Origin of the sequence: Allostreptomyces psammosilenae (assembly GCF_013407765.1) — a bacterium.
GTDB lineage: Bacteria > Actinomycetota > Actinomycetes > Streptomycetales > Streptomycetaceae > Allostreptomyces > Allostreptomyces psammosilenae.
Map to the genome: position 1 here is coordinate 2,751,054 of NZ_JACBZD010000001.1, position 22,368 is coordinate 2,773,421.

Annotated in this window: 20 protein-coding genes and 1 pseudogene; 8 read left to right on the forward strand and 13 right to left on the reverse strand. The window is 74.9% G+C overall.

What is annotated here, in order from left to right:
- Positions 1–101 precede the first annotated feature (101 nt).
- From hutI to FHU37_RS29510, 7 genes and pseudogenes are all read right to left on the reverse strand, one after another.
- Positions 102–1,322, reverse strand: coding sequence for an imidazolonepropionase (gene hutI / locus FHU37_RS11215; RefSeq protein WP_179814054.1), 1,221 nt, complete (start codon positions 1,320–1,322; stop codon positions 102–104).
- On the reverse strand, positions 1,319–2,830 hold the full coding sequence (locus FHU37_RS11220) for a formimidoylglutamate deiminase (RefSeq protein WP_179814055.1): 1,512 nt from the start codon (positions 2,828–2,830) through the stop codon (positions 1,319–1,321). Before FHU37_RS11220 ends, hutI begins: the two co-directional genes overlap by 4 nt.
- Positions 2,827–4,191 (reverse strand): allantoate amidohydrolase, encoded by a 1,365-nt coding sequence (locus FHU37_RS11225; RefSeq protein WP_246449770.1) that lies wholly within the window; start codon positions 4,189–4,191, stop codon positions 2,827–2,829. Before FHU37_RS11225 ends, FHU37_RS11220 begins: the two co-directional genes overlap by 4 nt.
- Complete coding sequence (gene hutU, locus FHU37_RS11230; protein ID WP_179814056.1) at positions 4,191–5,999, reverse strand: urocanate hydratase; 1,809 nt, start codon at positions 5,997–5,999, stop codon at positions 4,191–4,193. The genes FHU37_RS11225 and hutU overlap by 1 nt, the downstream gene beginning before the upstream one ends.
- Before the next feature lie 341 nt (positions 6,000–6,340).
- Positions 6,341–6,574, reverse strand: coding sequence for a hypothetical protein (locus tag FHU37_RS11235; protein ID WP_179814057.1), 234 nt, complete (start codon positions 6,572–6,574; stop codon positions 6,341–6,343).
- A 105-nt stretch (positions 6,575–6,679) separates the two neighbouring features.
- A complete protein-coding gene (locus FHU37_RS11240; RefSeq protein WP_179814058.1) occupies positions 6,680–7,318 on the reverse strand; it encodes a GNAT family N-acetyltransferase in 639 nt (212 codons plus the stop codon).
- Positions 7,319–8,442: 1,124 nt separating this feature from the next.
- A pseudogene (locus tag FHU37_RS29510) lies at positions 8,443–9,060 on the reverse strand (DUF2867 domain-containing protein); the annotation flags it as partial.
- A 96-nt stretch (positions 9,061–9,156) separates the two neighbouring features.
- Here FHU37_RS29510 and FHU37_RS11255 point away from each other — a divergent pair.
- Entirely contained in the window at positions 9,157–9,714 is a 558-nt protein-coding gene (locus FHU37_RS11255; RefSeq protein ID WP_179814059.1) for a TetR/AcrR family transcriptional regulator, read from the forward strand.
- A gap of 37 nt (positions 9,715–9,751) precedes the next feature.
- Here FHU37_RS11255 and FHU37_RS11260 read toward each other — a convergent pair whose 3' ends face one another.
- On the reverse strand, positions 9,752–10,696 hold the full coding sequence (locus tag FHU37_RS11260; RefSeq protein WP_179814060.1) for a helix-turn-helix domain-containing protein: 945 nt from the start codon (positions 10,694–10,696) through the stop codon (positions 9,752–9,754).
- 177 nt (positions 10,697–10,873) lie between these two features.
- Between FHU37_RS11260 and FHU37_RS11265 the strand changes: the two genes are divergently transcribed.
- Positions 10,874–11,314 (forward strand): GlcG/HbpS family heme-binding protein, encoded by a 441-nt coding sequence (locus FHU37_RS11265; protein ID WP_179814061.1) that lies wholly within the window; start codon positions 10,874–10,876, stop codon positions 11,312–11,314.
- Positions 11,315–11,396: 82 nt separating this feature from the next.
- On the opposite strand, the gene FHU37_RS11270 is transcribed toward FHU37_RS11265, so the two are convergent.
- The 3 genes from FHU37_RS11270 to FHU37_RS11280 form a co-directional block, all read right to left on the reverse strand.
- A complete protein-coding gene (locus FHU37_RS11270; RefSeq protein ID WP_179816192.1) occupies positions 11,397–11,792 on the reverse strand; it encodes a MerR family transcriptional regulator in 396 nt (131 codons plus the stop codon).
- Entirely contained in the window at positions 11,732–12,205 is a 474-nt protein-coding gene (locus FHU37_RS29515; protein WP_179814062.1) for an SDR family oxidoreductase, read from the reverse strand. Before FHU37_RS29515 ends, FHU37_RS11270 begins: the two co-directional genes overlap by 61 nt.
- Before the next feature lie 74 nt (positions 12,206–12,279).
- Complete coding sequence (locus tag FHU37_RS11280) at positions 12,280–12,888, reverse strand: TetR/AcrR family transcriptional regulator (protein ID WP_312892553.1); 609 nt, start codon at positions 12,886–12,888, stop codon at positions 12,280–12,282.
- A 297-nt stretch (positions 12,889–13,185) separates the two neighbouring features.
- Here FHU37_RS11280 and FHU37_RS11285 point away from each other — a divergent pair, with 297 nt between their 5' ends.
- From FHU37_RS11285 to FHU37_RS11300, 4 genes are all read left to right on the forward strand, one after another.
- The gene (locus tag FHU37_RS11285) at positions 13,186–14,598 is read left to right on the forward strand and encodes a UDP-glucose dehydrogenase family protein (protein ID WP_179814063.1); all 1,413 of its coding nucleotides are present in this window, start codon (positions 13,186–13,188) and stop codon (positions 14,596–14,598) included.
- A gap of 153 nt (positions 14,599–14,751) precedes the next feature.
- On the forward strand, positions 14,752–15,936 hold the full coding sequence (locus FHU37_RS11290) for a glycosyltransferase (protein ID WP_246449784.1): 1,185 nt from the start codon (positions 14,752–14,754) through the stop codon (positions 15,934–15,936).
- Between the two features lie 110 nt (positions 15,937–16,046).
- Positions 16,047–17,666 (forward strand): MDR family MFS transporter, encoded by a 1,620-nt coding sequence (locus FHU37_RS11295; RefSeq protein WP_179814065.1) that lies wholly within the window; start codon positions 16,047–16,049, stop codon positions 17,664–17,666.
- A 243-nt stretch (positions 17,667–17,909) separates the two neighbouring features.
- Entirely contained in the window at positions 17,910–18,419 is a 510-nt protein-coding gene (locus FHU37_RS11300; protein WP_179814066.1) for a carboxymuconolactone decarboxylase family protein, read from the forward strand.
- A gap of 70 nt (positions 18,420–18,489) precedes the next feature.
- Here FHU37_RS11300 and FHU37_RS11305 read toward each other — a convergent pair whose 3' ends face one another.
- Positions 18,490–18,840, reverse strand: a complete 351-nt coding sequence (locus tag FHU37_RS11305; RefSeq protein ID WP_179814067.1) for a cupin domain-containing protein — start codon at positions 18,838–18,840, stop codon at positions 18,490–18,492.
- 73 nt (positions 18,841–18,913) lie between these two features.
- On the opposite strand from FHU37_RS11305, the gene FHU37_RS11310 reads away from it, so the two are divergent.
- Positions 18,914–20,395 carry an aminotransferase-like domain-containing protein gene (locus FHU37_RS11310; RefSeq protein WP_246449786.1) on the forward strand — a complete coding sequence of 494 codons (1,482 nt, stop codon included), beginning with the start codon at positions 18,914–18,916 and terminating at the stop codon, positions 20,393–20,395.
- Positions 20,396–20,416: 21 nt separating this feature from the next.
- Here the strand turns inward: FHU37_RS11310 and FHU37_RS11315 are convergent, their stop codons facing one another.
- Positions 20,417–21,004 carry a TetR/AcrR family transcriptional regulator gene (locus FHU37_RS11315; protein ID WP_179814069.1) on the reverse strand — a complete coding sequence of 196 codons (588 nt, stop codon included), beginning with the start codon at positions 21,002–21,004 and terminating at the stop codon, positions 20,417–20,419.
- A 631-nt stretch (positions 21,005–21,635) separates the two neighbouring features.
- Here FHU37_RS11315 and FHU37_RS11320 point away from each other — a divergent pair.
- The gene (locus tag FHU37_RS11320) at positions 21,636–22,226 is read left to right on the forward strand and encodes a bacterial proteasome activator family protein (protein WP_179814070.1); all 591 of its coding nucleotides are present in this window, start codon (positions 21,636–21,638) and stop codon (positions 22,224–22,226) included.
- Positions 22,227–22,368: the final 142 nt, after the last annotated feature.

Below are 22,368 nucleotides of genomic sequence, written 5' to 3' on the forward strand. Positions count from 1 at the left end.
CGATCCGGCCTCCTGATCCGGCCTGCGGCCCCGTTCCCGACCTTCCCCCGGTCCGGGAACGGGGCCCTGCCCTGTTCGGGGAGCACCGGCCCCGGACCGCCTCAGCCTCGACCTCCGCCCGAGCCCACTCCCGGCACCCGCCGGCCGGCCCGCCACACCGCCCGCACCAGCGGCACCCCCGGCCGGTAGGCGAGGTGCACGTGCGAGGGGGCCTCCAGCAGCATCAGGTCGGCCCGGGCACCCGGCACGATCCGGCCGACGTCCTCCCGCCGCAGCGCGCGGGCCCCGCCGGCGGTCGCCGCCCAGACCGCCTCATCCGGCGTCATGCCCATCTCACGCACCGCCAGGGCCACGCAGAACGGCATGCTGCTGGTGTAGCTGGACCCCGGGTTGCAGTCCGTGGACAGCGCCACCGTCACCCCCGCGTCCAGCAGCCGGCGGGCGTCCGGGTAGCGCCCCCGGGTGCTGAACTCGGCGCCGGGCAGCAGGGTGGCCACGGTCTCGCCGTGCGCCAGCGCGTCCACGTCGGCGTCGTCCAGGTGAGTGCAGTGGTCGGCGGACGCCGCGCCCAGCTCCACCGCCAACCGCACCCCGGGGCCCGGCCCCAGCTGGTTGGCGTGCACACGCGGCACCAGCCCCCGCGCCATCCCGGCGGTCAGCACGGCGCGTGCGGCATCGGCGTCGAAGGCGCCCCGCTCGCAGAAGACGTCCACCCAGCGGGCGTACGGTGCGCAGGCGTCCAGCATCGCCCCGGTGACCAGCTCCACATAGCCGCCCGGGTCGTCCGCGTACTCCGGCGGCACCACGTGCGCGCCCAGGTAGGTCACCTCGTCCACGTGCCGGGCGGCGATCCGCAGCGAGCGCGCCTCGTCCGCCACCGTCAGCCCGTAGCCCGACTTGCACTCGACGGTGGTGGTGCCCTGCCGCAGCGCCTCGCCGACCAGCCGGGCGAGGTTCGCCTCCAGCGCGGCGTCGTCCGCGGCCCGGGTGGCGGCCACCGTGGTCCGGATGCCCCCCGCGCCGTACGGCCGGCCGGACATCCGGGCGTTGAACTCGGCGGTGCGGTCCCCGGCGAAGACCAGGTGCGCGTGCGAGTCGACGAACCCGGGGAGCAGCGCCCGGCCGCCCGCGTCGTACCGCCGGTCGGCCGCCGGCGCGTCCGCCGACCGGCCCACCCACACCACCCGGCCGCGCTGCACCACGACGGCGGCACCGGTCAGCACGCCCAGCGGGCCGCCGTCGCCCCGGGCCGGGTCGTCGGTGACCAGGCCCGGGTCGTTGGTGACCAGGGCGCCGACGCCGTCGATCAGCTCGGCCGTCACCGCCGGCCCCCGGCGGGCAGCACGTCCAGCGCCGCGATCGCCTCCCGCAGCGCCGCCGGGACGTCCTCCACCAGCAGGTGCGTGCCGTCCCGGACCACCGGCCGCCCGGCCACCACCACGTCCCGGACGTCCGCCGCGGACGCCGCGAACACCGCGGTCTGGGCGCCCAGCTCGGGCGGCGGACCGGCCGTGCGCACCGACTCCAGGTCGACGCAGACCAGGTCGGCGAGCGCGCCCTCCGCCAGCCGCCCGGCCTCCGGCCAGCCCAGCGCGGCGTGCCCGGCCTCACCGGCCGCGCCCAGCAGCTCGGCGGCCGTCCAGTGGCCGCGCCGCCGGGTGCGCAGCCGCTCGTCCAGCTCCAGGGCGCGCGCCTCCTCGAACGGGTCGATCACCGCGTGGCTGTCGCTGCCCAGGGCGAGCGGGCACCCGGCCTCCGCCAGCTCCCGGGCCGGGCCGATGCCGTCCGCCAGGTCGCGCTCGGTGGTGGGGCACAGGCACACGGTCGCCCCGGCCGCGCCCAGCAGCCGGACGTCCTCCACGGTGAGGTGGGTGGCGTGCACGGCCGTGCTGTCCGGCCCCCAGAAGCCGTGCTCGGCCAGCAGCCGGGTGGGGGTGCGGCCGAGTTCGGCCAGGCACGCCTCGTTCTCCGCCGGCTGCTCGGACAGGTGGACGTGCCGGGGCACGCCCGCCGTCCAGGAGACGAACGCCGCGTAGTCGTCCTCGGTGGCGAAGGCGCGCACCGAGTGCAGCGCCGCGCCGATCCGCACGCGCTCGGACCCGCCGCCCCCGGTGCCGTGCCCGGCCCAGCGTTCCCGCAGCAGCGACCAGCGGGCGTGCCAGCCCTCGGCGTCGCCGTCGCCGAACCGCAGCTGCGCCCCCCGCAGCGGCCGGTACCCGGCGGTGCCGTCCAGCCCTCCGCGCAGGTAGCAGGTGTCCAGCAGGGTGATCCGGATGCCGGCCTCGCCGGCGGCCCGGATCAGCGCCTCCCCCATCGCGTTGGGGTCGTCGTAGCGGGCGCCGCCGGGGGCGTGGTGCAGGTAGTGGAACTCGCCGACGCAGGTGATTCCGGCCAGCGCCATCTCGGCGTAGACGGCCCGGGCCAGCGCCAGGTAGCGGTCGGGATCCAGGGCGGCGGCGTACCGGTACATCGTCTCCCGCCAGCTCCAGAAGGTGCCGCCGCCCGCGTGCGCCCCGGCGTGACCGCTGCCGAGGCCGCCGCCGTGGCCGCCGGGGTGGGCTTCGCCCGGCGTGGCGTCGCCCGGCGCGTCGACGAGCTGGGCGCTGCCGCGCAGCGCCCGGTGGAAGGCGTGCGAGTGCGCGTTGGCCATGCCGGGCAGCACCAGCCCGTCCAGCCGCACGGCCCCGGCCGGCGGCGGGCCGCTGTCCGGGCGCACGGCGGCGATCCGGCCCCGCGCGTCCACCTCGATCAGCACCCGCGGGGCGACGACCGGCTCCCCGTCCGGGCGGCCCGCGGCCGTCCAGGCGTGCCGGGCCCAGTAGGCGGTCACCGCGGCACCCCCGCGACGCCGCCGACGGGCCCGCCGTCGCCGCCCGGCCCGCCGTCGCCGCCCGGACCGGCGTCGCCGCCCGGTCCGTCGGCGAGCAGTCCCGCGAGGACGTCCGCCAGGGCCGCCACTCCCGCCAGGCAGTCGTCCTCCTCGGCGTGCTCGTGCGGGGAGTGCGAGACACCGGTGGGGTTGCGGACGAACAGCATGGCCGTCGGCACGGCGGCGGCCAGCACGCCCGCGTCGTGCCCCGCCCCGGTCGGCAGCACCGGGGGCGCCACCCCGGACGCCGCCCGCAGGGTGGCCACCAGCCGGTCCCGCAGCGCCGCGTCGAACTCCACGACCGGCGTGTACGACTCCCGGGCGACCTCCACCCGGACCCCGTCCCGCGCGCCCCGCTCCCGCGCCGACCGCTCGATCTCGGTGACCACCTCGGCCAGCGTGCCCTCCTCCGCCGCCCGGGAGTCCAGCCAGCCGGAGACCCGGGAGGCGATCGCGTTGGTGCCGCCCGGCTCGACCTCCACCCGGCCGAAGGTGGCCAGCGCCCCGGCCAGCCGCGCCTTCTTGCGGGCGGCCAGCACGGTGTTGGCGTAGCTCAGCATCGGGTCGCGGCGCTCCTCCAGGCCGGTGGTGCCGGCGTGGTTGGCCTCGCCGTGGAAGTCGAACCGCCAGCGGCCGTGCGGCCAGATCCCCGAGGCGACGCCGACCGGCGAGGGGGTGAGGGCCAGCCGGCGCCCCTGCTCGATGTGCAGTTCGACGAAGGCGCCGACCCGCGCCAGCCGCTCCGGGTCCGGACCGAGCAGCCCCGGATCCCGTCCGGCCCGCGCCATCGCGTCGGCCAGGGTGAGGCCGTCGGCGTCCCGCAGCCGCCGGGCCGCCTCGGGGCCGAGGGCACCGGTCGTCAGCCGTGAGCCGACGCAGGCCGCACCGAACCGGGCGCCCTCCTCCTCCACGAAGTTCACCACGGCCAGCGGACGGGCACCCGGCGCGACCCCACGGTCCGGCAGCACGTCCGGACGGTCCCGCAGCACGTCCAGCGCGGCGAAGCCGGCGACCACGCCGAGCGGGCCGTCGAAGGCGCCGCCGCCGGGGACGGAGTCCAGATGGGACCCGGTCAGCACGGCGCCGCCCGCCGCCGGATCGCCCCACCAGGCCCACTGGTTGCCGTTGCGGTCCACCTCGTAGCGCAGCCCGCGCGCCTCCGCCTGCCGGCGGAACCAGTCACGGCACTCGGCGTCGGCGGCCGTCCAGGCGTGCCGGGCGTAGCCCCCCGAGCCCAGGCGCCCCACCGGCAGCAGCTCCCGCCACATCAGCCGGAAGCCGTCGGCGGCCCCGCCCAACCGCTCCTCGACCGCCAGCGGCATCATCGCTTCCCCCCGCCGTCCTCGGCGCGCCGCCCGGCGGGCGGATCACCGGGCAGCCCGGCAGGCTGCCCGCCGGGTGGGGGATCCTCCGGTCCGTCCGGGTCCTCCCGCATCGGAATCCGCATCCGACGTTCCTCCGCGACCGCCACCGCGCGGTCGTAGCCGGCGTCGACGTGCCTGAGCACGCCGGTTCCCGGGTCGTTGGTGAGCACCCGCCGGATCTTCTCCCCGGCGAGCGGGGTGCCGTCGGCGACGGTCACCTGCCCGGCGTGCAGCGACCGGCCGATGCCGACACCGCCGCCGTGGTGGACGGAGACCCACGAGGCGCCGGAGGCCACGTTCACCATGGCGTTGAGCAGCGGCCAGTCGGCGATGGCGTCCGAGCCGTCCAGCATTCCCTCCGTCTCCCGGTAGGGGGAGGCGACCGAGCCGCAGTCCAGGTGGTCCCGGCCGATGACCAGCGGCGCCGCCAGCTCCCCGGCGGCCACCATGTCGTTGAAGCGCTCCCCGGCGCGGTCGCGCTCGCCGTAGCCCAGCCAGCAGATCCGCGCCGGCAGCCCCTGGAAGCGCACCCGCTCGCCGGCCAGCCGGATCCAGCGGGCCAGCGACTCGTTCTCCGGGAACAGCTCCAGCACGGCCCGGTCGGTGGCGGCGATGTCCCGCGGGTCGCCGGAGAGCGCCGCCCAGCGGAACGGCCCCCTGCCCTCGCAGAACAGCGGGCGGATGTAGGCGGGCACGAAGCCGGGGAAGTCGAACGCCCGCTGGTAGCCGGCCAGCCGTGCCTCGCCGCGGATGGAGTTGCCGTAGTCGAACACCTCCGCCCCGGCGTCCCGGAACCCGACCATCGCCTCGACGTGACGGGCCATCGACTCCCGGGCGCGCTCGGTGAACTCGGCCGGCTCGGCGGCCGCGTACGCCGCCATGTCCGCGAACGCCACGCCCAGCGGCAGGTAGGCGAGCGGGTCGTGGGCGCTGGTCTGGTCGGTCACCACGTCGATGGGCGCCCCCATGGCCAGCAGTTCCGGCACCACCTCGGCCGCGTTGCCGAGCAGGCCCACGCTGAGCGGGCGGCGGGCGTCGCGCGCCTCGACCGCCAGGCGCAGCGCCTCCTCCACCGAGCCGGCCCGGACGTCCAGGTAGCCGTGCTCGATGCGCCGCTCGACGCGGCTGGGATCGCACTCGACGCAGATCGCCACGCCGCCGTTCATGGTGACCGCGAGCGGCTGGGCACCGCCCATCCCGCCGAGACCGGCGGTGAGGGTGATGGTGCCGGCCAGGCTGCCGCCGAAACGCTTCGCCGCCACGGCAGCGAAGGTCTCGTAGGTGCCCTGGAGGATGCCCTGGGTGCCGATGTAGATCCACGAGCCGGCGGTCATCTGCCCGTACATGGTCAGGCCAAGCGCCTCCAGCCGGCGGAACTCCTCCCAGGTGGCCCAGTCGCCGACCAGGTTGGAGTTGGCGATCAGCACCCGCGGCGCCCACTCGTGGGTGGTCAGCACCCCGACCGGGCGGCCCGACTGCACCAGCATGGTCTCGTCGCCCCGCAGGTCGCGCAGGGTGCGCACCATGGCGTCGAAGGACCACCAGTCGCGGGCCGCCCTGCCGCTGCCGCCGTAGACCACCAGCTTCTCCGGGTGCTCGGCGACCTCCGGATCCAGGTTGTTCATCAGCATGCGCAGGGCGGCATCCTGCTGCCATCCGCGCGCGCTCAGCTCCGTGCCGCGCGGCGCCCGCACCGTGCGGGGCCCGTGTGCCGTCTCCTCTGGCCGGTGTGCCGTCGGCTGTGGCCCGTGCCGCTGCTGCGCCATGCTCACGACCTCCTCGCCTCCCGCGCCACGGCCACCCCGTCGCCGGGTCGGTCGGGTGCCGGCTTTGCGCGCCGCCCACGGATCGGCGCCCTCCCCCGCATCATGCCTCCCGGGCGGGGGCGACGGTGGCTGGCGGCGCCGGGATGTCCACCGGATCGCCCCGGATCGCACCGGATCACCTCGGATCACCTGGGACCGCCCCGGATCGCACCGGGCCACGGCCGGGCGGCGCCCGACGTCGGACGTCGGACGTCGAACTCACCGCCGGGGGTCACACTGCCGGGGGGTCACCGCCGGGGGGGCACCACTGGGGAGTCACACCCGGAGGGGGCGACGGGAGGTCACCGCCGCCGCCACAGGAGCGGGCCGCCGCCCGCGCAGTCACACGCCTTCCCGACGTTCTCGGGGTGCTTCTCGCACTGTTCCTTGCACCACTGCGCCCGGTCGAAGGCCGGGGCCGCCCACTGCCGGGCGGAACCACGGTCCTGGACGGCCCGGTTCACCATCGTGGCCACGGCCGCCGTGGCCGCGACGGAGAGCACGGTGGCGGCCGTTCGGTTGCTGGTCAAAGCCATGCTCGTGTTCCTCTCACTCGTTCGACGTCGAGGACCACCCCTCTCCAGGGGAGCACAGCCCTGCCCGGCGTGCAGTCCGGGGATCTCGCGGCATGGGCGTGCCGGTCAGGGCGTCCAGACCATCGTGCGCTGGTGAACGCGCCGGCCGTCGTGCCGGAGGCCGGGGATCAGTGGCGTGGGGCCGTGCTCGACGAAGCCCATCCGCCGGAAGAAGCGCACCGCCCGGGTGTTCTCGGCGACGGTCTGGAGGTGGCAGCCCGGGGAGCCGTGCTCCCGGAGGCGGTCGAACCAGCGGTTCATCAGCGCGGCGGCGGCGCCCGTGCCGCGGACGGACGGTGCCACGTTGATGTGCAGGTGCGCCGGCCATCGCCGGTCGTCGAGCTCCCCGGCGGTGGGCTGACGCCGCAGCGCGGCCCACGCCGAGTCGGCGGCGGCGCGGGCGAAGAAGGCGGCGGGTCGGCGCCGGAGGACCAGGCGGTGCCGCCGGATGGCGCCCTCCATGCGCGCGCTCTCGCTGGGGAAGGCGGCGCCGTCGAGGCACCCCGCCAGGTAGCCGACCAGCGCGCCGTCGACCACCGCGAGGAAGAGTGAGTCGGGCTCCCGGTCCATGTAGGGGGTGAGGTAGATGTCCGCCTCGGACTCCGCGTGGCCCCACAGCGCGGCGGTCGGAGCGCCCTCACCCGCGCGGGCGAAGAGGCCGAGCAACTCGGCACGGTCCGTCTCCGCGAACGTACGGATCTCCATCGTGCGGAACCCCCGTCAGTTATTGTGTAGCCCGTACACTATAGGACTTACACAGTAAGGGGTGTTCCGTGGCCGCGGCGCGCCGAGGGCCGCTCTCAAGACCCGAGCCGACGGGGAGGCGGGGGCGGGGAGGACGCGGGGATGACGGGGAAGGCGGGGCGGGCGGAGTTATCCACAGGGCGAAGTTGGGGGCTGTGACACGCCGTCGCCACATGAAATCCTGAAAAAGGGGGTCCCCCCAGAACACCTGCAGGAATCCGCGAGAAATCCTGGCATGCTCCTGGCGAATCAACCCCCCCAGGCAATTCTCCCTAACCAGGAGCGCACTCCGCGCCAACCCACACCCCCGAACGGAGTTATCCACAGGGCGAAGTTAGGGGCTGTGACACGCCATCACCACATGAAATCCTAAAAAAGGGGGTCCCCCCAGAACACCTGCGGAAATCCGCTTGAAATCCTGGCATGCTCCTGGCAAATCAACACCACCCCCACCAGCCAATTCCCCCCCATCACCCGGAGCGCAGTTCCCCCGCCCCCGCATCCCCCGCCCGGGTCGCATCTGCCCCCGCCTACACATCCCCCGCCCAGGCCGCGTCCGCCCCCGCGTCCGCCCCCGAGCGCCCTCCCCCGGAGCCGGCCGCCTTCCGCGCGGCCAGAACGATGAGCACGCCAGGGATGACGCCCACGAAGTACGGAGACGGCACGAGCAGCACCCCGCCGACGAAGCACCACGCCGCGAGGCCCCAGCCGATCGCGGCGGGCACGGCCACCCCGCGCCCGGCGAGGTGCCAGGTCAGGCAGCCCAGCAGGACCAGTGGCACGGAGAAGCTCCCCGGCCCCGACCAGAAGGCGACCTGGTCCCGCACGGACTCGACCGCCGCGCCCGCGCCCACGTCCGACAGCGCGAGCGGGACGGCCGCCCACGGTCCGCCCTCCACCCAGCGGGCGAAGTCCTGCCGGAGCAGCAGCCCCACCAGCAACAGGTGCCCCGCGCCCAGCACGAGCATGATGCCGCTCGCCCAACGCAGCAGCGCTCGCACACTCCCGCGCACCGGCCGCTGCCCCACCGGCAGCCCCGTCCGCTGCTCCGTCGGCCGCTCCGTCTGCCGCGCCGCGAGGTCGTCGCGCTGGCGCCAGGCCAGCTCCCACTGCCGGGCCAGCGCCGGGTAGACGACGAGGTGCCGGAACGGCGCGATGGCGGCCATGTAGAGGCGCCCGAACCAGCCGTTCGGCTTGACGAGGACCGCCATCCGCAGCTCGTGGTCACCGTCCGCTGCCGGCGCCCAGCCCAGGTGCATCACGGTGTGCACGGTCCTGTTCGCCAGTTCCCGGGCGGACTCCGTGGCGGTCTCGTAGACGGCCTTCAGGGGCATCTCGTCGCTGTCCGGCCCACGGTCGGCGTCGCGGAGGTCGCCGGGCAGACGGTCGCGGAGGGAGGGCACCCGCGCCCCGACGCCCGCCGTCGGGTCGTCCCAGCCGAGGAGCGCGCCGAGCTTCCAGCGGACGGCGAACAGGAACCGCGCCGCCCGGCCCTGCCGCGCGAACCCGCCGGCCGCCCGCATCGCCGCGAGCATCGTCGGGAAGTCGTCCGGGCCGGCGCCCGGGGTGCGGAACGCCCACACGTCCTCGACCCGGAAGTCGGGGGCGAGCGCGTGGATGCGCCAGGGGTGCTCCGTGTAGGCGGACTTCGCGAGTCGTACCACGCTTCGACCTCTCGTTCTGTACGCAGCCGTATATCGCATCTGTACGGTACCGTACACCTCCGTCGGACGACACCCCGAGAGCAGTCGGACAGCCCCCGAGAGCAGTCGGACAACGCCCCGAGAGCAGGTGAACAGGTGCCCCCCACCCCACGGACCCCCCGCAGTCGCTGGATCGAAGCGGGCCTCGACGCCCTCGCCAGGGGCGGGCCGGACGCCGTCCGGGTGGAGGCCCTGGCCGCCGAGCTCGGGGTGACCAAGGGCGGCTTCTACGGGTACTTCGACGGCCGTCCCGCGCTGCTCGCGGAGATGCTCGACGAGTGGGAACGCCGCTGCACCCTCGACGTCCTCGCGCGGGTCGAGTCGGAGTCCGGCGACCCCGTCGAGCGGATCCGGCGCGCCGGCCAGCTGACCTTCTCGGCCGACCTGCACCGGATCGACCTCGCGGTCCGCGAGTGGGCCCGCCAGGACCCGGAGGTCGCTGAGCGGCTGCGGCGGATCGACAACGCGCGGATGGACTTCCTCCGCGCGATGTTCGCGGCCTTCATCGCGGACCCCGACGAGGTCGAGGCGCGGTCCACGCTGGCCTTCGCCCTCGCGATCGGACGCCACTTCATCGCCGCCGACCACCCCGGCCGCACCAAGCGCGACGCCGTTCACCTGGCCGGGGAGTTCATCCTGCGCCCCCACCCCTGAACGCGGCGCCGCACGCTCCCCGGCAGCGCGGGTCGGCTCACCGGGGCCGGACCGCCACCTGACCGGCCAACAGGCGCAGGGCGGCCTCCGAGGTGGGATCGGGGGCCGCCGTGTGCACGATCAGCGTCTGCTCCGGCGCGGACATCACCTTCAGCCCCTGCCACCGCACGGTGAGCGGTCCGGCGACCGGGTGCTCGAAGCGCTTGCTGCCCCGGCTCATCGCCCGCACGTCGTGCCGGGCCCACCAGCGCCGGAAGTCGGAGTCGGCGGCGGACAGCTCCGCCACCAGCGCCGCCAGCCGCGGGTCGCGCACCCTCGGCCCGGCCGCCATCCGCAGCAGTGCGACGCTGGTGCTGGCCACGCACGCCCAGTCGGCGTACAGCCCGCGGACCCGCGGGTCGAGGAAGAGCAGCCGCACCAGGTTGCGGTGCTCCACCGGCACCGTGGCGAAGTCCAGGAACAGCGCCGTGGCCACCGCGTTCCACGCCAGCACGTCCATCCGGCGCCCGAGCACCATCGCGGAGGCGTCGCCGATGGTGTCCAGCAGCAGCCGGGTCTGTGGGTCGATCGGTCCGTCGGGATGGGAACCGTCGGAACCGCCGTAGCCCCCGGGACCGCCGGAACCACCGGAGGCGTCGCGGACCGACGCGTCGTCAGCGCCCCCGGCGCCGCCGCCCCCGCGCGCATCCGGTCCGCGGCGGCCGAGTTCCAGCAGGTAGGTGGTCTCGTCCGGGCCCAGGCGGAGCGCCCGGGCGATCGCGGTCAGCACGGAGTCCGACGCCCCGGCGGTACGGCCCTGCTCCAGGCGAACGTAGTAGTCCACGCTCACCCCGGCCAGTTGGGCGACCTCCTCGCGCCGCAGGCCGGGGACCCGCCGGGGCTGACCCACCGGTGGCAGGCCGACCTCCTGCGGGGCCACGGCGGCGCGCCGAACCGCCAGGAAGGCCCCCAGTTCCGTGCGGGGGCGCGGCTGTCTCCCCATGCCGCCCAGTATCGCCCGCCCGGGGTGGACGTTCCTGGTACAGCCGTTCCCGGTAACGGCCGTGCTCTGGCTGACGCCCCCTCGCCCCGACGAACGTGTCAGGGGCCGGCCCGGCGAGCGGGTCGGCGGACCCGCGCGGCGACGCCGGGTTGCCGGACAGCACGGAGGAAGCAGCACATGACCACGTTCCCGCTCGACGAAGCCGTCCGCCGCACCGAGGCCGGTCTGGTCAGGGCCCGCGAGATGGGCGTGCCGATGAACATCGCCGTCGTCGACTCCGCCGGCCATCTGGTGCACTTCGCGCGCATGGACGGCGCCCTGCTCGGCTCCGTCGACATCGCCGTGCGCAAGGCGCGGACGGCGGCGCTGTTCCGCCTGCCGAGCGCGACCATCGGCGAGCTCTCCCGGTCGGGCGGTCCGGCGTACGACCTGCACCACAGCAACGGCGGCCTGGTCCCGTTCGGCGGCGGGCTGCCGGTCCTCGGTGCGGACGGCGACGTGGTCGGGGCCGTGGGGGTCTCCGGCGGCACGGTCGAGCAGGACGTGCTGGTCGCCGAGGCCTGCCTGTCGGCGACGCCGACCGCGACGGTGCCGGAGGCGACGGCGTCCGGCGCGTAACCGGCCACCTCCGGCACGCGGTCGGCGCCCACGGACGGCGCCACGCGAACGGCGCCACGCGAACGGCGCTGCGCGAAAGGCGCTACGCGGCCGGGCTCACCGGCTCGGCCGCGGCGACCGCGGTGTCCGGAGCGTCGGGCGCGTCCGGCCCCAGCTGCCGCAGGGACCGCGCCAGCCGTTCCCGGGCGGCGGTCTGGGCGGCGATGCGGGCGTCCAGCACGGCGAGCCGGCGCCGGGCGACCTCGATGCCCTCCGGGGAGGGCGGGGCCGTCGCCATGTCACCGTCCAGGCAGGGCAGGAAGCAGCGCACGTCCTCCAGGGTGAGGCCGGCCGCGAGCAGGTACCGGATGTTGCGGACGCGCCCCACGGCGGACTCGTCGTAACGGCGGTAGCCGTTGTGTTCCCGGGTGGAGCCGATCAGCCCCTCCCGCTCGTAGTGGCGCAGCGCCCGGACGGTCGCGCCCGTCGCCCGCGCCAGAGGGTCTCCAGTTCCCCGCCGCGCACGACGGCCGCGTTGTTCACCAGGACGTCGAGCCGGTCGTGGTCCCGGAGGACGTCGCCCACGATGCGCTCCGGCGCCCCCGGCGCGGTGACGTCCGCGACCAGCGGGCGGATGGCGTCCGGGTCCGCCTCCGCGCACTCGGCGAGCGGTTCGGGGCGACGGCCGAGCGCCACCACGCGGGCGCCGTCGGCGGCCAGGGCCCGGGCGGTGGCCCGGCCGATCCCGGTGCCGGCCCCGGTCACCAGGGCCACCCGGCCCCGCAGCGTATCGGGGTCGGTGGCAGAAGCGGTGGCGTGGCCGGTGGCGGGGGAGCGGTCGGTGCCGGGCTCGGAATCGTGGTCGGTGGCGGGGGCCGTCACGGCGGTGCCGGTGTCACGGTGCTGGTCCATGCCGGTGATCGTGGAACCCTGCCGCCAGTGTCAGGGTCAAGCCCGGCGACCGCCGATCAGCCGGCGACCGCTCGTCAGCTCTCCTCCTTGAGGTCGGGCTCCAGCAGGGCCTTCGCCGCCGCCGCCAGGTGCCGGCGCAGCGTCTCCTCGGAGACGGCCACCAACCCGGGCATGCGGAAGACGCTGCGCAGCATGCTGCACCCGAGCAACCAGGCGACGAACAGCTCCGCCCGCACGCCGGCGTCGGGTCCGCTGAGCCGCTTGGCGAAGGACACGCTGAAGATCCGGGTGAGGTGCTCGCGGAACCGCTCGGTGGCCTCGTCGCGGTTGGCGGACCGCAGCAGGCTCATCACCGGGTGCGGCCAGCCGGGATCCGTGGGCTCGTTGACGATGAATTCGGCCACCCAGGCGGGTATCTCGTCGAGTGGCATCTCCAGCAGCGGGTCGAAGAGGGTGCCCACCACCGACGCGGCCTCGAACAGGGCTTCCTTGGAGCCGAAGTAGCGGTAGACCAGCGCCGCGTCCACCCCCGCGTCCCGCGCGATGTCACGGACGCTGGTGTTGTCGTAGCCGTGCCTGGCGAACCGCATGACGGCCGCCCCCAGCAGCGCGGCGCGGGTCGCGCCGGCGCTGCGCCTGCGCACGCACGGGTTCAATTCGCCGGTGACGTCCGTTTCGTTCACCTGTCAAACCTCCATGCCGTCCCGGCTCACCTGCGCTGACCTCGCCTGCCATGGTGCAACCTCCAAGCAATGTCTCAAAGTCATCGGGCGTTGTCATCCATCGTTGACTCCCAATCAGGAACGCGCTTACGTTGAGGAAGTCATCAGTCGATGACTTCGCATGGCGAGCGCGGAGACCCCGGAGCGCGAGGGGCCCTGCGCGTGCGGTGCACCACCGGCCGCACGCGGTACACCCCGTCGCGACCAGCGACGAGTCCCCGCCGTGCGCCCCTCCTCAAGCGAGAATGGTGGTTCTCGATGCGCGAAAGAAGCATCGCCGTCATCGGTACCGGTTACGTGGGCCTCACCACGGGCGCCAGCATGGCGGCCCTGGGGCACCGGGTGGTGTGCGCGGACGCGGACGCGGGCAAGATCGAACGGCTCCGCCGGGCGGAGGTGGACATCCTGGAGCCCGACCTACCCGAGCTGGTACGCGACGGAATAGCGGCGGGCCGGCTGAGCTTCGTCCGCGACACCACGGCCGCCGTCGAGGGCGCCGAGGTGGTCTTCCTCTGCCTGCCCACCCCCATGGGAGCCGGCGGCGCCGCCGACCTGGCCGCCGTCGAGGCGGTGGCCGGGGACATCCGCGCCGCACTCCCGCCCGGCTGCGTGGTGGTCAACAAGTCCACCGTCCCGGTCGGCACCTCCGAGCGGGTCGCCGCGCTGCTGGACCGGTCGGACGTGGCCGTCGTCAGCAACCCGGAGTTCCTGCGCGAGGGCCGCGCCGTGCACGACTTCCTCCACCCCGACCGGATCGTCGTCGGTTCCGCCGACGACGACGCCGCCCGGCTGGTGGCCGACCTCTACGCCGACCTCGACGCCCCCGTGGTGCTCACCGACGCGGGCAGCGCCGAGCTCGCCAAGTACGCGGCCAACTGCTTCCTGGCGATGAAGCTGTCCTACGCCAACAGCCTGGCCACCCTCTGCGAGACCTTCGGCGCCGACATCCGCGACGTCACCGAGGCCATCGGCCACGACCCCCGCATCGGCGCGTCCTACCTCCAGCCCGGACCCGGCTGGGGCGGCTCCTGCCTGCCCAAGGACACCCACGCGCTGCTGACCGTCTGCGAGCAGGCCGGCGTCGACTTCCCGCTGCTGCGCGCCACCATCGACACCAACGAGGCGCACCAGGACCGCCTGGTGGCCCGCATCGCCGACGCCCACCGCACCACGGAGGCGACCGGGACGACCGGGACGACCGAGGCCGCCGAGGCCAACGAGTCAGCTGGGAAGACCGACGCGACCGACGCCACCGGATCCGCCGGCGACGGCGACTCGCTGCGCGGCGTGCGGCTGGCCCTGCTCGGCCTCGCCTTCAAGGCCGGCACCTCCGACCTGCGCGACTCGCCGGCACTGGCCGTGGCCCGCCGGCTGCGCGACCGCGGCGCCGAACTCGTCGCCTACGACCCGGCGCTGACCGGGCAGCACCCGGCCGCCCTCGACGACCTGGTCACCGTCGTGGACACCCCGGAGGAGGCGCTCAAGGGCGCCGGCGCCTGCGTGGTCCTCACCGAGTGGCCGCAGTTCCGCGAGCTGGACTGGGAGTCCCTCGCCGACCTGCTCGAGGTGCCGACGGTCTACGACTACCGCAACGTGCTGGAACCGGAGCGGCTGGCCCGCGCCGGACTGTCCTGGCAGGGCATCGGCCGCCCGCTCGCCGTGGCCGGCTGACCCGCACACGCCCGCTCCCCGTACCACCGCCACCACCAGCCCCAACGGCACCACCTCCGCAACGCGGCCCCCCAACCCGGCCGCCCAATCCGAAAGGCGCCTCCCATGCGGGTCCTGTGTACCTCCCTCGGAAGTCCCTCCCACGGCCGCGCCATGCTGCCCCTGGCGCGTGCGCTGGCCGCGGCCGGACACGAGGTGCTGGTCGCCACGACGCCGGCGCTCGCCTCGGTCTTCGCCGAGGACGACCTCACCGTGAACGTGTGCCTCCCCGAGCTGGAGCCGGCCGCCCTGACGGACGACTCCGAGTCCGCCGACCGCTCCGCAACCACCGACGGCTCCGCAGGCGCGACGGCCGGGGACCCGATGGCCCCCCTGCTCCGACGGATGGCCGTCGGCCTGACCGGGCCCATGCTGACCACGATCCGGGAGCACGTGGCCCCGCTCGCCCAAAAGTTCCGTCCGGACCTGCTGCTGCGCGACGGCATGGACCTGCACGCCGTCCTGCTGGCCGAGGAGCTGGGCGTCCCGCAGTTCGCCATCCCCTCCGGGGTCGTCAACATCTTCCCGCCCGAAGGGCTGCTCCCCGGCCTGAACGCGCAGCGCGCCAAGCTCGGCCTGCCGACCCAGACCGACCCGCTGTCGCTCTTCCCGCACGGCCGGCTCGACTACGTGCCCGCGGAATTCTCCTTCGCGGGCAACGACGCGCCCCTGCGCTCCTACCGGCAGACGCTGGTGGACCGCAGCCCCGTCCTGCCCGAGTGGGTGGCCGAACTGCCCACCGACCGCCCGCTGCTGTTCGCCGCCATCGGCACGGCGCTGCCCATGGTCACCGAGCAGCTCAAGGACAGGGCCCGGGGGAGCGCCGGCCTGCCCGACTTCCCCGACCCGGCCGATGTGCTGCGCTCGATGGTCGCGGGGGTGTCGATGCTGCGGGAGTGCACCGTGATCGTGGCCACCGCCGGCGTGCCGATGGAGGGCGTCGAGGTCCCGGAGCACGTCCACCTGACCGAGCGGCTGCCGCAGCCGCTGCTGCTGGAGGCCGTGGACCTCTTCGTCACCCACGGCGGGTTCAACAGCATCCGGGAGTCGCTGCGCAGCGCCACCCCGATGGCGGTGCTGCCGGCGTTCGGCGACCAGATGCACAACGCCAGGCGCGTGGAGGAGCTCGGCCTGGGCCGGGAGATCACCGACCGCACCCCGGAGGGCATCGCCAAGGTCTGCCGGGACGTCATCGCCGACCCGGCGATCACCGCGCGGGCCCGCCAGGCCCGGCTGGCGATGCTGGCGCTGCCCGAGCTGGACAGCGCGGTGACCGACCTGGAGAAGCTGGTCGGCTAGCGCCCCGGCGTGGTGGCGGGCCGCGCCCCGGGCCGGCCCGCCACCACCCACCGCCGCCTTCCCTTCCCCCCGCCACCTCCCTCCGCCCCCGGCCCGACAAGGAAGCGACTGTGACGTCCTCACAAGCCACGGCACCCCAGGCCGCCGGCGACCCGCCCACCCGCCTGACCCACCGACAGGTCGTCACGGTGCTCTCCGGGCTGATGATCGGGATGTTCCTCGGCGCGCTCGACCAGACGGTGATCTCCTCCGCGCTGCGCACCATCGCCGACGACCTGGACGGGCTGACCGCCCAGGCGTGGGTCACCACCGCCTACCTGATCACCGGCACCATCGCCACCCCGCTGTACGGCAAGCTCTCCGACATCTACGGCCGCCGCCCCGTCTACCTGGTCGCCATCGTGCTCTTCGCGGTCGGCTCGCTGCTGTGCGGCTTCGCCACCTCGATGTACCAGCTCGCGGCGTTCCGGGCACTCCAGGGCCTGGGTGGCGGCGGACTGATGTCGCTGGCCATGACGGTCATCGCGGACATCACCTCACCCCGCGAACGCGGCCGCTACCAGGGCTTCTTCATGGCCGTCTTCGGCACCGCCAGCGTGGTCGGGCCGCTGCTGGGCGGGCTGCTCGCCGGGCAGGAGAACCTGCTGGGCATGGCCGGCTGGCGCTGGATCTTCCTGCTCAACGTGCCGCTGTCGGTGGTGGCGATGGCCGTGATCACGCGGGTGCTGCGCCAGCTCCCGCACCAGCCGGTCCGCCACCGGCTGGACTACGCGGGCGCGGCGGCGCTGGTGGTCGGGCTCGTCCCGCTGCTGACCGTCGCCGAGCAGGGCCGCACCTGGGGGTGGGGCTCCGCGCGCTCGGTGGCGATGTACCTCGTGGGCGCGGTGGGTCTGGTGGCGTTCGTGCTGATCGAGCGCCGGATGGGCGACGCCGCCCTGCTGCCGCTGCGGCTGTTCCGCATACGGACGTTCCGCCTCGGCAACATCCTGCACTTCATGGTGGGCATCGGGATGTTCGGCGCGATGACCACGCTGCCGCTGTACCTCCAGCTCGTCCAGGGCATGAGCCCGATCGCGGCCGGCCTGGCCACCCTGCCCACCATCGCCGCCAACCTCGCCGTGACGCTGCTGGTCGGCCGGCTGATCTCGCGCACCGGCCGGTTCAAGGTGCACCTGGTGGCCGGCATCGGCAGCTTCGTGGTGGCGATGGGCGTCTACGCCACGCTCGATGTCGACACCCCGCTGTGGTACACGGCGATCGGCATGGTGTTCGTCGGCGCCGGCATGGGCGCGGCGATGCAGACGCTCACCACGCTGGCCCAGTCCGAGGTGCCCCGGCAGGACATGGGCGCGGCGACGGCGTCGGTGAACTTCTTCCGCTCCAACGGCGGCACGGTGGGTGCGGCGGCGTTCCTGTCCATCCTGTTCTCCCTGGCCGGGGGCCGGATCACGGACCGCCTGGCCGGCGCGCTCGGCGACCCGTCCTTCCGCGCCGCCACCGAGCAGGCACCGAACGCGGAGGCACTGGAGGGGGTGCTGCGGGCGGACGGCTCGGTGAACCTGGAGGACTCCACGTTTCTCGGCGTCCTCGACCCCGAGGTGGCCCGGCCGTTCCTGGAGGGCTACGCCTCCTCGATGCAGGTGGTGTTCCTGACCGGAGCCGCCGTGACGCTGGTCGCCTTCGTCGTGGCGGCGCTCCGGGTCCCCAACCTCAAGCTGTCCGACAAGTAGCGGCGGAGGCGACCGTGCGGGCGGGCCGCTGAGTTCGTGACGGTCGGCTTCGATGGCCTGGACCGTGATGCCCTCCGGGTCGGAGGACATCGGGCGGGTGGCCGACACACGGGGCGTTCCCGTGCTGCCCGGTTGGGCTGTCGCCGCAGATCGAGAGGAGTGTCGAGAGGCCCTGTCACATTCCCGCGCCGCCATCCGTCAGGGCAGTGACAGCAACGGCAAGCAAGCCCGAAGGGGACAACGATGACGGAAGCACGCTCGATCACCGCCGAGATCCCGATGCGCCCGCGGATGGCGCAGGACCCCGCGCAGCTCGTGCCCGAGCTCGCCGGGGTGTCGGCGGCGCTGTTCAAGGCGGTGGGCAACGGGTCGGTGCCGCGGAGCACGATCAGCCTGGTCCAGCTGCGCGCCGGGCAGATCGTCGGCAGCACCTACCTGACCGTCCTGCACACCGGATTCCTCCGCAAGGCCGGGGAGTCGGAGGAGCGGATCACGTCGGTGGCGTCCTGGCAGGACTCGCCGTACTTCACCTCGGCCGAGCGCGCCGCGCTGGCGCTGGTGGAGGCGGTGCTCCAGCCCTCCACGCACGGCGAGCGGGTCTCCGACGAGCTGTACGCCCAGGTGTCGGAGCACTACGACGACAAGGCGCTGAGCACCCTGACCTTCGCCATCGGGCAGGTCAACTTCTTCATCGCCGTCGCGCTCGTCGCCAAGCCGGTCCCCGGACGGTCGTTCAGCGACCCGTGGGCGTGACGCCGGCCGCGTGATGCCCACCCGGTCCGGGGCCCTGAAGGGTCCCGGACCGGGGCCGCACGGCGTGCCGTCAGTTGCCGTACTGCTTGGTCTCCGGGTGTTCGAACAGGAGGGTGTGGGCCGGTTCGTCGGCCACGGGGCGGTGGCGCAGGCCCCTGGGGACCACGAAGAGCTCGCCGGCCCGCAGGGTCACCGGGGCACGGCCCTCCAGTTCGATGCGGAAGGTGCCGTCCCAGCACAGGAACATCTCGTCCTCGTCGTGGTGGTGCCAGGGGAACGCCCCCTCCAGGCGGGCGACGCGGACCACGGACTCGTTGACCGTCGCGAGGGTGCGCTGCTGCCAGGGGCCGGGGAGGGCGGCGACGGTGTCGGGGACGGAGACGGGGGCGGCGTCCGCCGGGGCTTCGTGGTGTGTCGTCATGGGGGAGATCCTGCGGGCGGGGGCGCGGCGGGCGTAGAGCCAATCGGGGAGAATTGGTCCGACCATGGAGCCAATGGAGTTGATCGCGACCGACCTCGCCGAACGCCTGGGCCGCTGGTCCTCCGGGCGCGGGCCGTTGTACGTGCTGCTCGCCGCGCGGCTGCGGCGGCTGATCGACGAGGGGGAGCTGCCGCCCGGCGCGCCGCTGCCCACGGACCGGGCGCTCGCCCCGGCGCTGGCCGTCGGGCGGGGCACGGTCGTCGCGGCCTACGACGAGCTGCGCCTCCAGGGGCGGATCGTGCGCCGGCAGGGCAGTGGGACGCGGGTGGCCGGGCCCCCCGAGGCGGCCCTGACGCGGGGCACGACCGGGGCGTCGGTCTTCCTCCACCTGCTGGAACCCAAGCAGGACGTGATCATGCTGGCCTGCGCGGCGCCCGACTCGCCGCCGCCGGAGCTGGCGGAGGCGTACGCCCGCATCGCGCCGCGGCTGGCGGCGATCAGCGGCGACATCGGCTACCACCCCTCCGGCCACCCGGCGCTGCGGCGGGCCCTGGCCGAGCACTACACGGCGCGCGGGGTGCCGACTCAGCCGGAGCAGATCCTGGTCACCGGCGGCGCCCAGCAGGCGTTGTCGCTGCTCGCCCGCGCGTTCGTCCGGCCCGGGGACCACGTGCTGGTGGAGGCGCCGACGTACCCGGGCGCGCTGGAGGCGTTCCGGGAGGAGGGCGCCGTGGTGCGGGGGCTGCCGGTGGGGCTGGCGGGCCTGGCGGCGGCGGCGCGCGAGCGGCGGCCGGTGCTGGCCTACGCGGTCCCGACCTTCCACAACCCGACGGGCGCGGTGCTGTCCGCGCTGGCGCGCCGGCGGCTGGTGGAGGAGGCGGCCGGCGCGGGGGTGCCGCTGATCGACGACGAGGTCCTCGCCGGGCTGGCGTTCCCCGGAACGGAGGCGAGCCCCGGCGGGGAGGCTGGCCCCGGCGGGGAGGTGACGCCTCCTCCGCTGGCGGCCTACGCCCCGCGGGGGGAGGCGGTGGTCTCGGTGGGTTCGCTGTCCAAGGTGGCCTGGGGCGGGTCGCGGGTGGGCTGGGTGCGGGCGGCGGCTCCCGTGGTGGCCCGGCTGGCCCGGCTCCGGGCGGTGCGGGACCTGGGCGGTGACGTGCCGGCGCAGCTGGCCGCCGCCGAGTTGCTGCCCCGCCTCGACGCCGTGCGCCGGCGGCGGGCCGTGGAGCGCCGGGCGCGCCACGACCGGCTGCGGGCGGAGCTCGCCCGGCACCTGCCGGAGTGGGACGTGCCGCCGGTGGCCGGCGGGCACACGCTGTGGGTACGGCTGCCGCAGGGCGACGGCACCTCGTTCGCGCAGGCCGCGCTGCGGCACGGGGTGGCCGTGCTGCCGGGCGGCGGGTTGGACGCCTCCGGGGGGAGCCGGGAGTTCCTGCGCCTGCACTTCGTGCTGCCGGAGGAGGAGCTGAGCGAGGCGGTCCGACGGCTGGCGGCGGCGTGGCGGGCCTACGATCCGTCCGCCCGGCGGGGCGGTGCGCCCCCGACCATGGCGGTGTGACGGGCCGGCGCGCGGCGGGGCTCAGCCGAGGAAGCGGGCGACGAGGAGGTCGAGCCGGACGCGCTGGTGCTCGGGCGGGATGCGACCGCCGCGGGCGAGCGAGGCCAGGCCGTGCAGCGCGCTCCAGAAGACCTCCGCGTGCAGGGGGGCGTTCGGGACGTGGTCGTCGAAGGCGGCGACGAACTCCTCGAAGGCGGCGCGCAGCGGTGGCGGGGTCTCGTCGCTGGCGAAGGCGAGGTCGGTGGGGAGCACGAACATCGCCTGGTAGAGGGCGGGGCGGGTGGCGGCGAACTCCAGGTAGGCGGAGCCCACGGCGTGCAGCGCCGCGGTGGGCGCGGCCGGATCGCCGCCCTCGGGCGCCGCGGTCTGGCGGGCCCGACGCACCTGGGTGGTCAGCTCCTCGAACCCCTCCAGCGCCACCGCGCGGACGATGGCGTCCTTGCCGGAGAAGTGGCTGTAGAGGACGGGCTGGCTGTACTCCACCCGCTCGGCCAGCCGCCGGGTGGTGACGGCCTCCCAGCCCTCCGCCTCGGCCAGTTCCCGCGCGGCCGTGATGATCAGTCGGTGGCGCTGGGCTCGTTCGCGCTCGCGGCGCTGGGCTACGGACATGGCTCGATTCTAGCAGCGCTAGGCAATCTAGTGTCGGCCACTCCAGCGCCTCGGCCACCGGCGGGGAGGGAGAACGCATTCCCGACACGGCGGCCGGGGGAGCGGTCGAATTCGCCGACTCCGCGACCAGGGGGACCGCTCGCCGAATTCCTCACCGAATATCGCACAATCGGTCCGACGAGCATTTCCCTACGCCGATCGGAGGCGTTTCCACCCACCGGCACGAATTCCCGCACCCCGGGTGACCTCCTCGGCGGGCTCACTGACCTGCTCCCTGGCCGCGCAGGTAGCCGGCTCGGGCAACCGGTTCGCCAAGGACGCCTTCACCGAAGCGGAGTGTCCCGGCGGAAAGCCGGCGGTCGGCGGCGGAGTCACCTCGACGGACATCACCGTTCCCACCACCGCGAACACCGCGAACACCGCGATCACCGCGCCGCCGCCGTCCTCTTCCCCGCCCCGGTCGTCCGCGCGGACGGCGACGGCCCCGGTGGCCGACTCGCCCCGCCGAGCACGGGCCCTCCACCCGGCCCACCCACCCCGCCGCGGCGCGGGCCGTCACCGTTCCCCCGTACACCCGGACATACCGCCCTCGCGGCCCGGGATGTCCGCGCCGTGGGGGAGAATGGAGCGCATGAGTGTGCCGATGAACGACGGATCCCAGGAACACCCCCAGGTCCTGATCGTCGGGCCGGACGGGATGGCGATGGGCGGCGGCCGAGCCCGCCGCGCGACCGGCTCGGGGGAGGACACCGAGAACGCCGAGCAGGGCGGGCAGACCCCGCTGAGCGAGATGGTCGAGCAGCCCGCGAAGGTCATGCGCATCGGCAGCATGATCAAGCAGTTGCTGGAGGAGGTGCGCGCCGCGCCTCTGGACGAGGCCAGCCGCGCCCGGCTCAAGGAGATCCACGCCAGCTCGGTCAAGGAGCTGGAGCAGGGGCTCGCCCCCGAGCTGGTGGAGGAGCTGGAACGTCTCTCCCTGCCGTTCACCGACGACGGAGTGCCCAGCGACGCCGAGCTGCGGATCGCCCAGGCGCAGCTGGTCGGGTGGCTGGAGGGCCTCTTCCACGGCATCCAGACGGCGCTGTTCGCCCAGCAGATGGCCGCGCGGGCCCAGCTGGAGCAGATGCGGCGGGCGCTGCCGGCGGGCGCCGGGGTCCTCTCGGAGGACGGCCGCGAGGGCCGCGGGGAACCGGGCGGTTCCGGCTCCGGTCCCTACCTGTAGGTCGGCTCCGCAGCGCGACGGCGGGGTCTCCGGCTCTCCACCGAGCCGGACGCCCCGCCCCTTCCGGTCACCGGGAGGGGTCACCGTGAGCCGTCGCCGAAAGCCGGTTACCGAGGGGTACCCGGGTATCCGCACGCGCGCG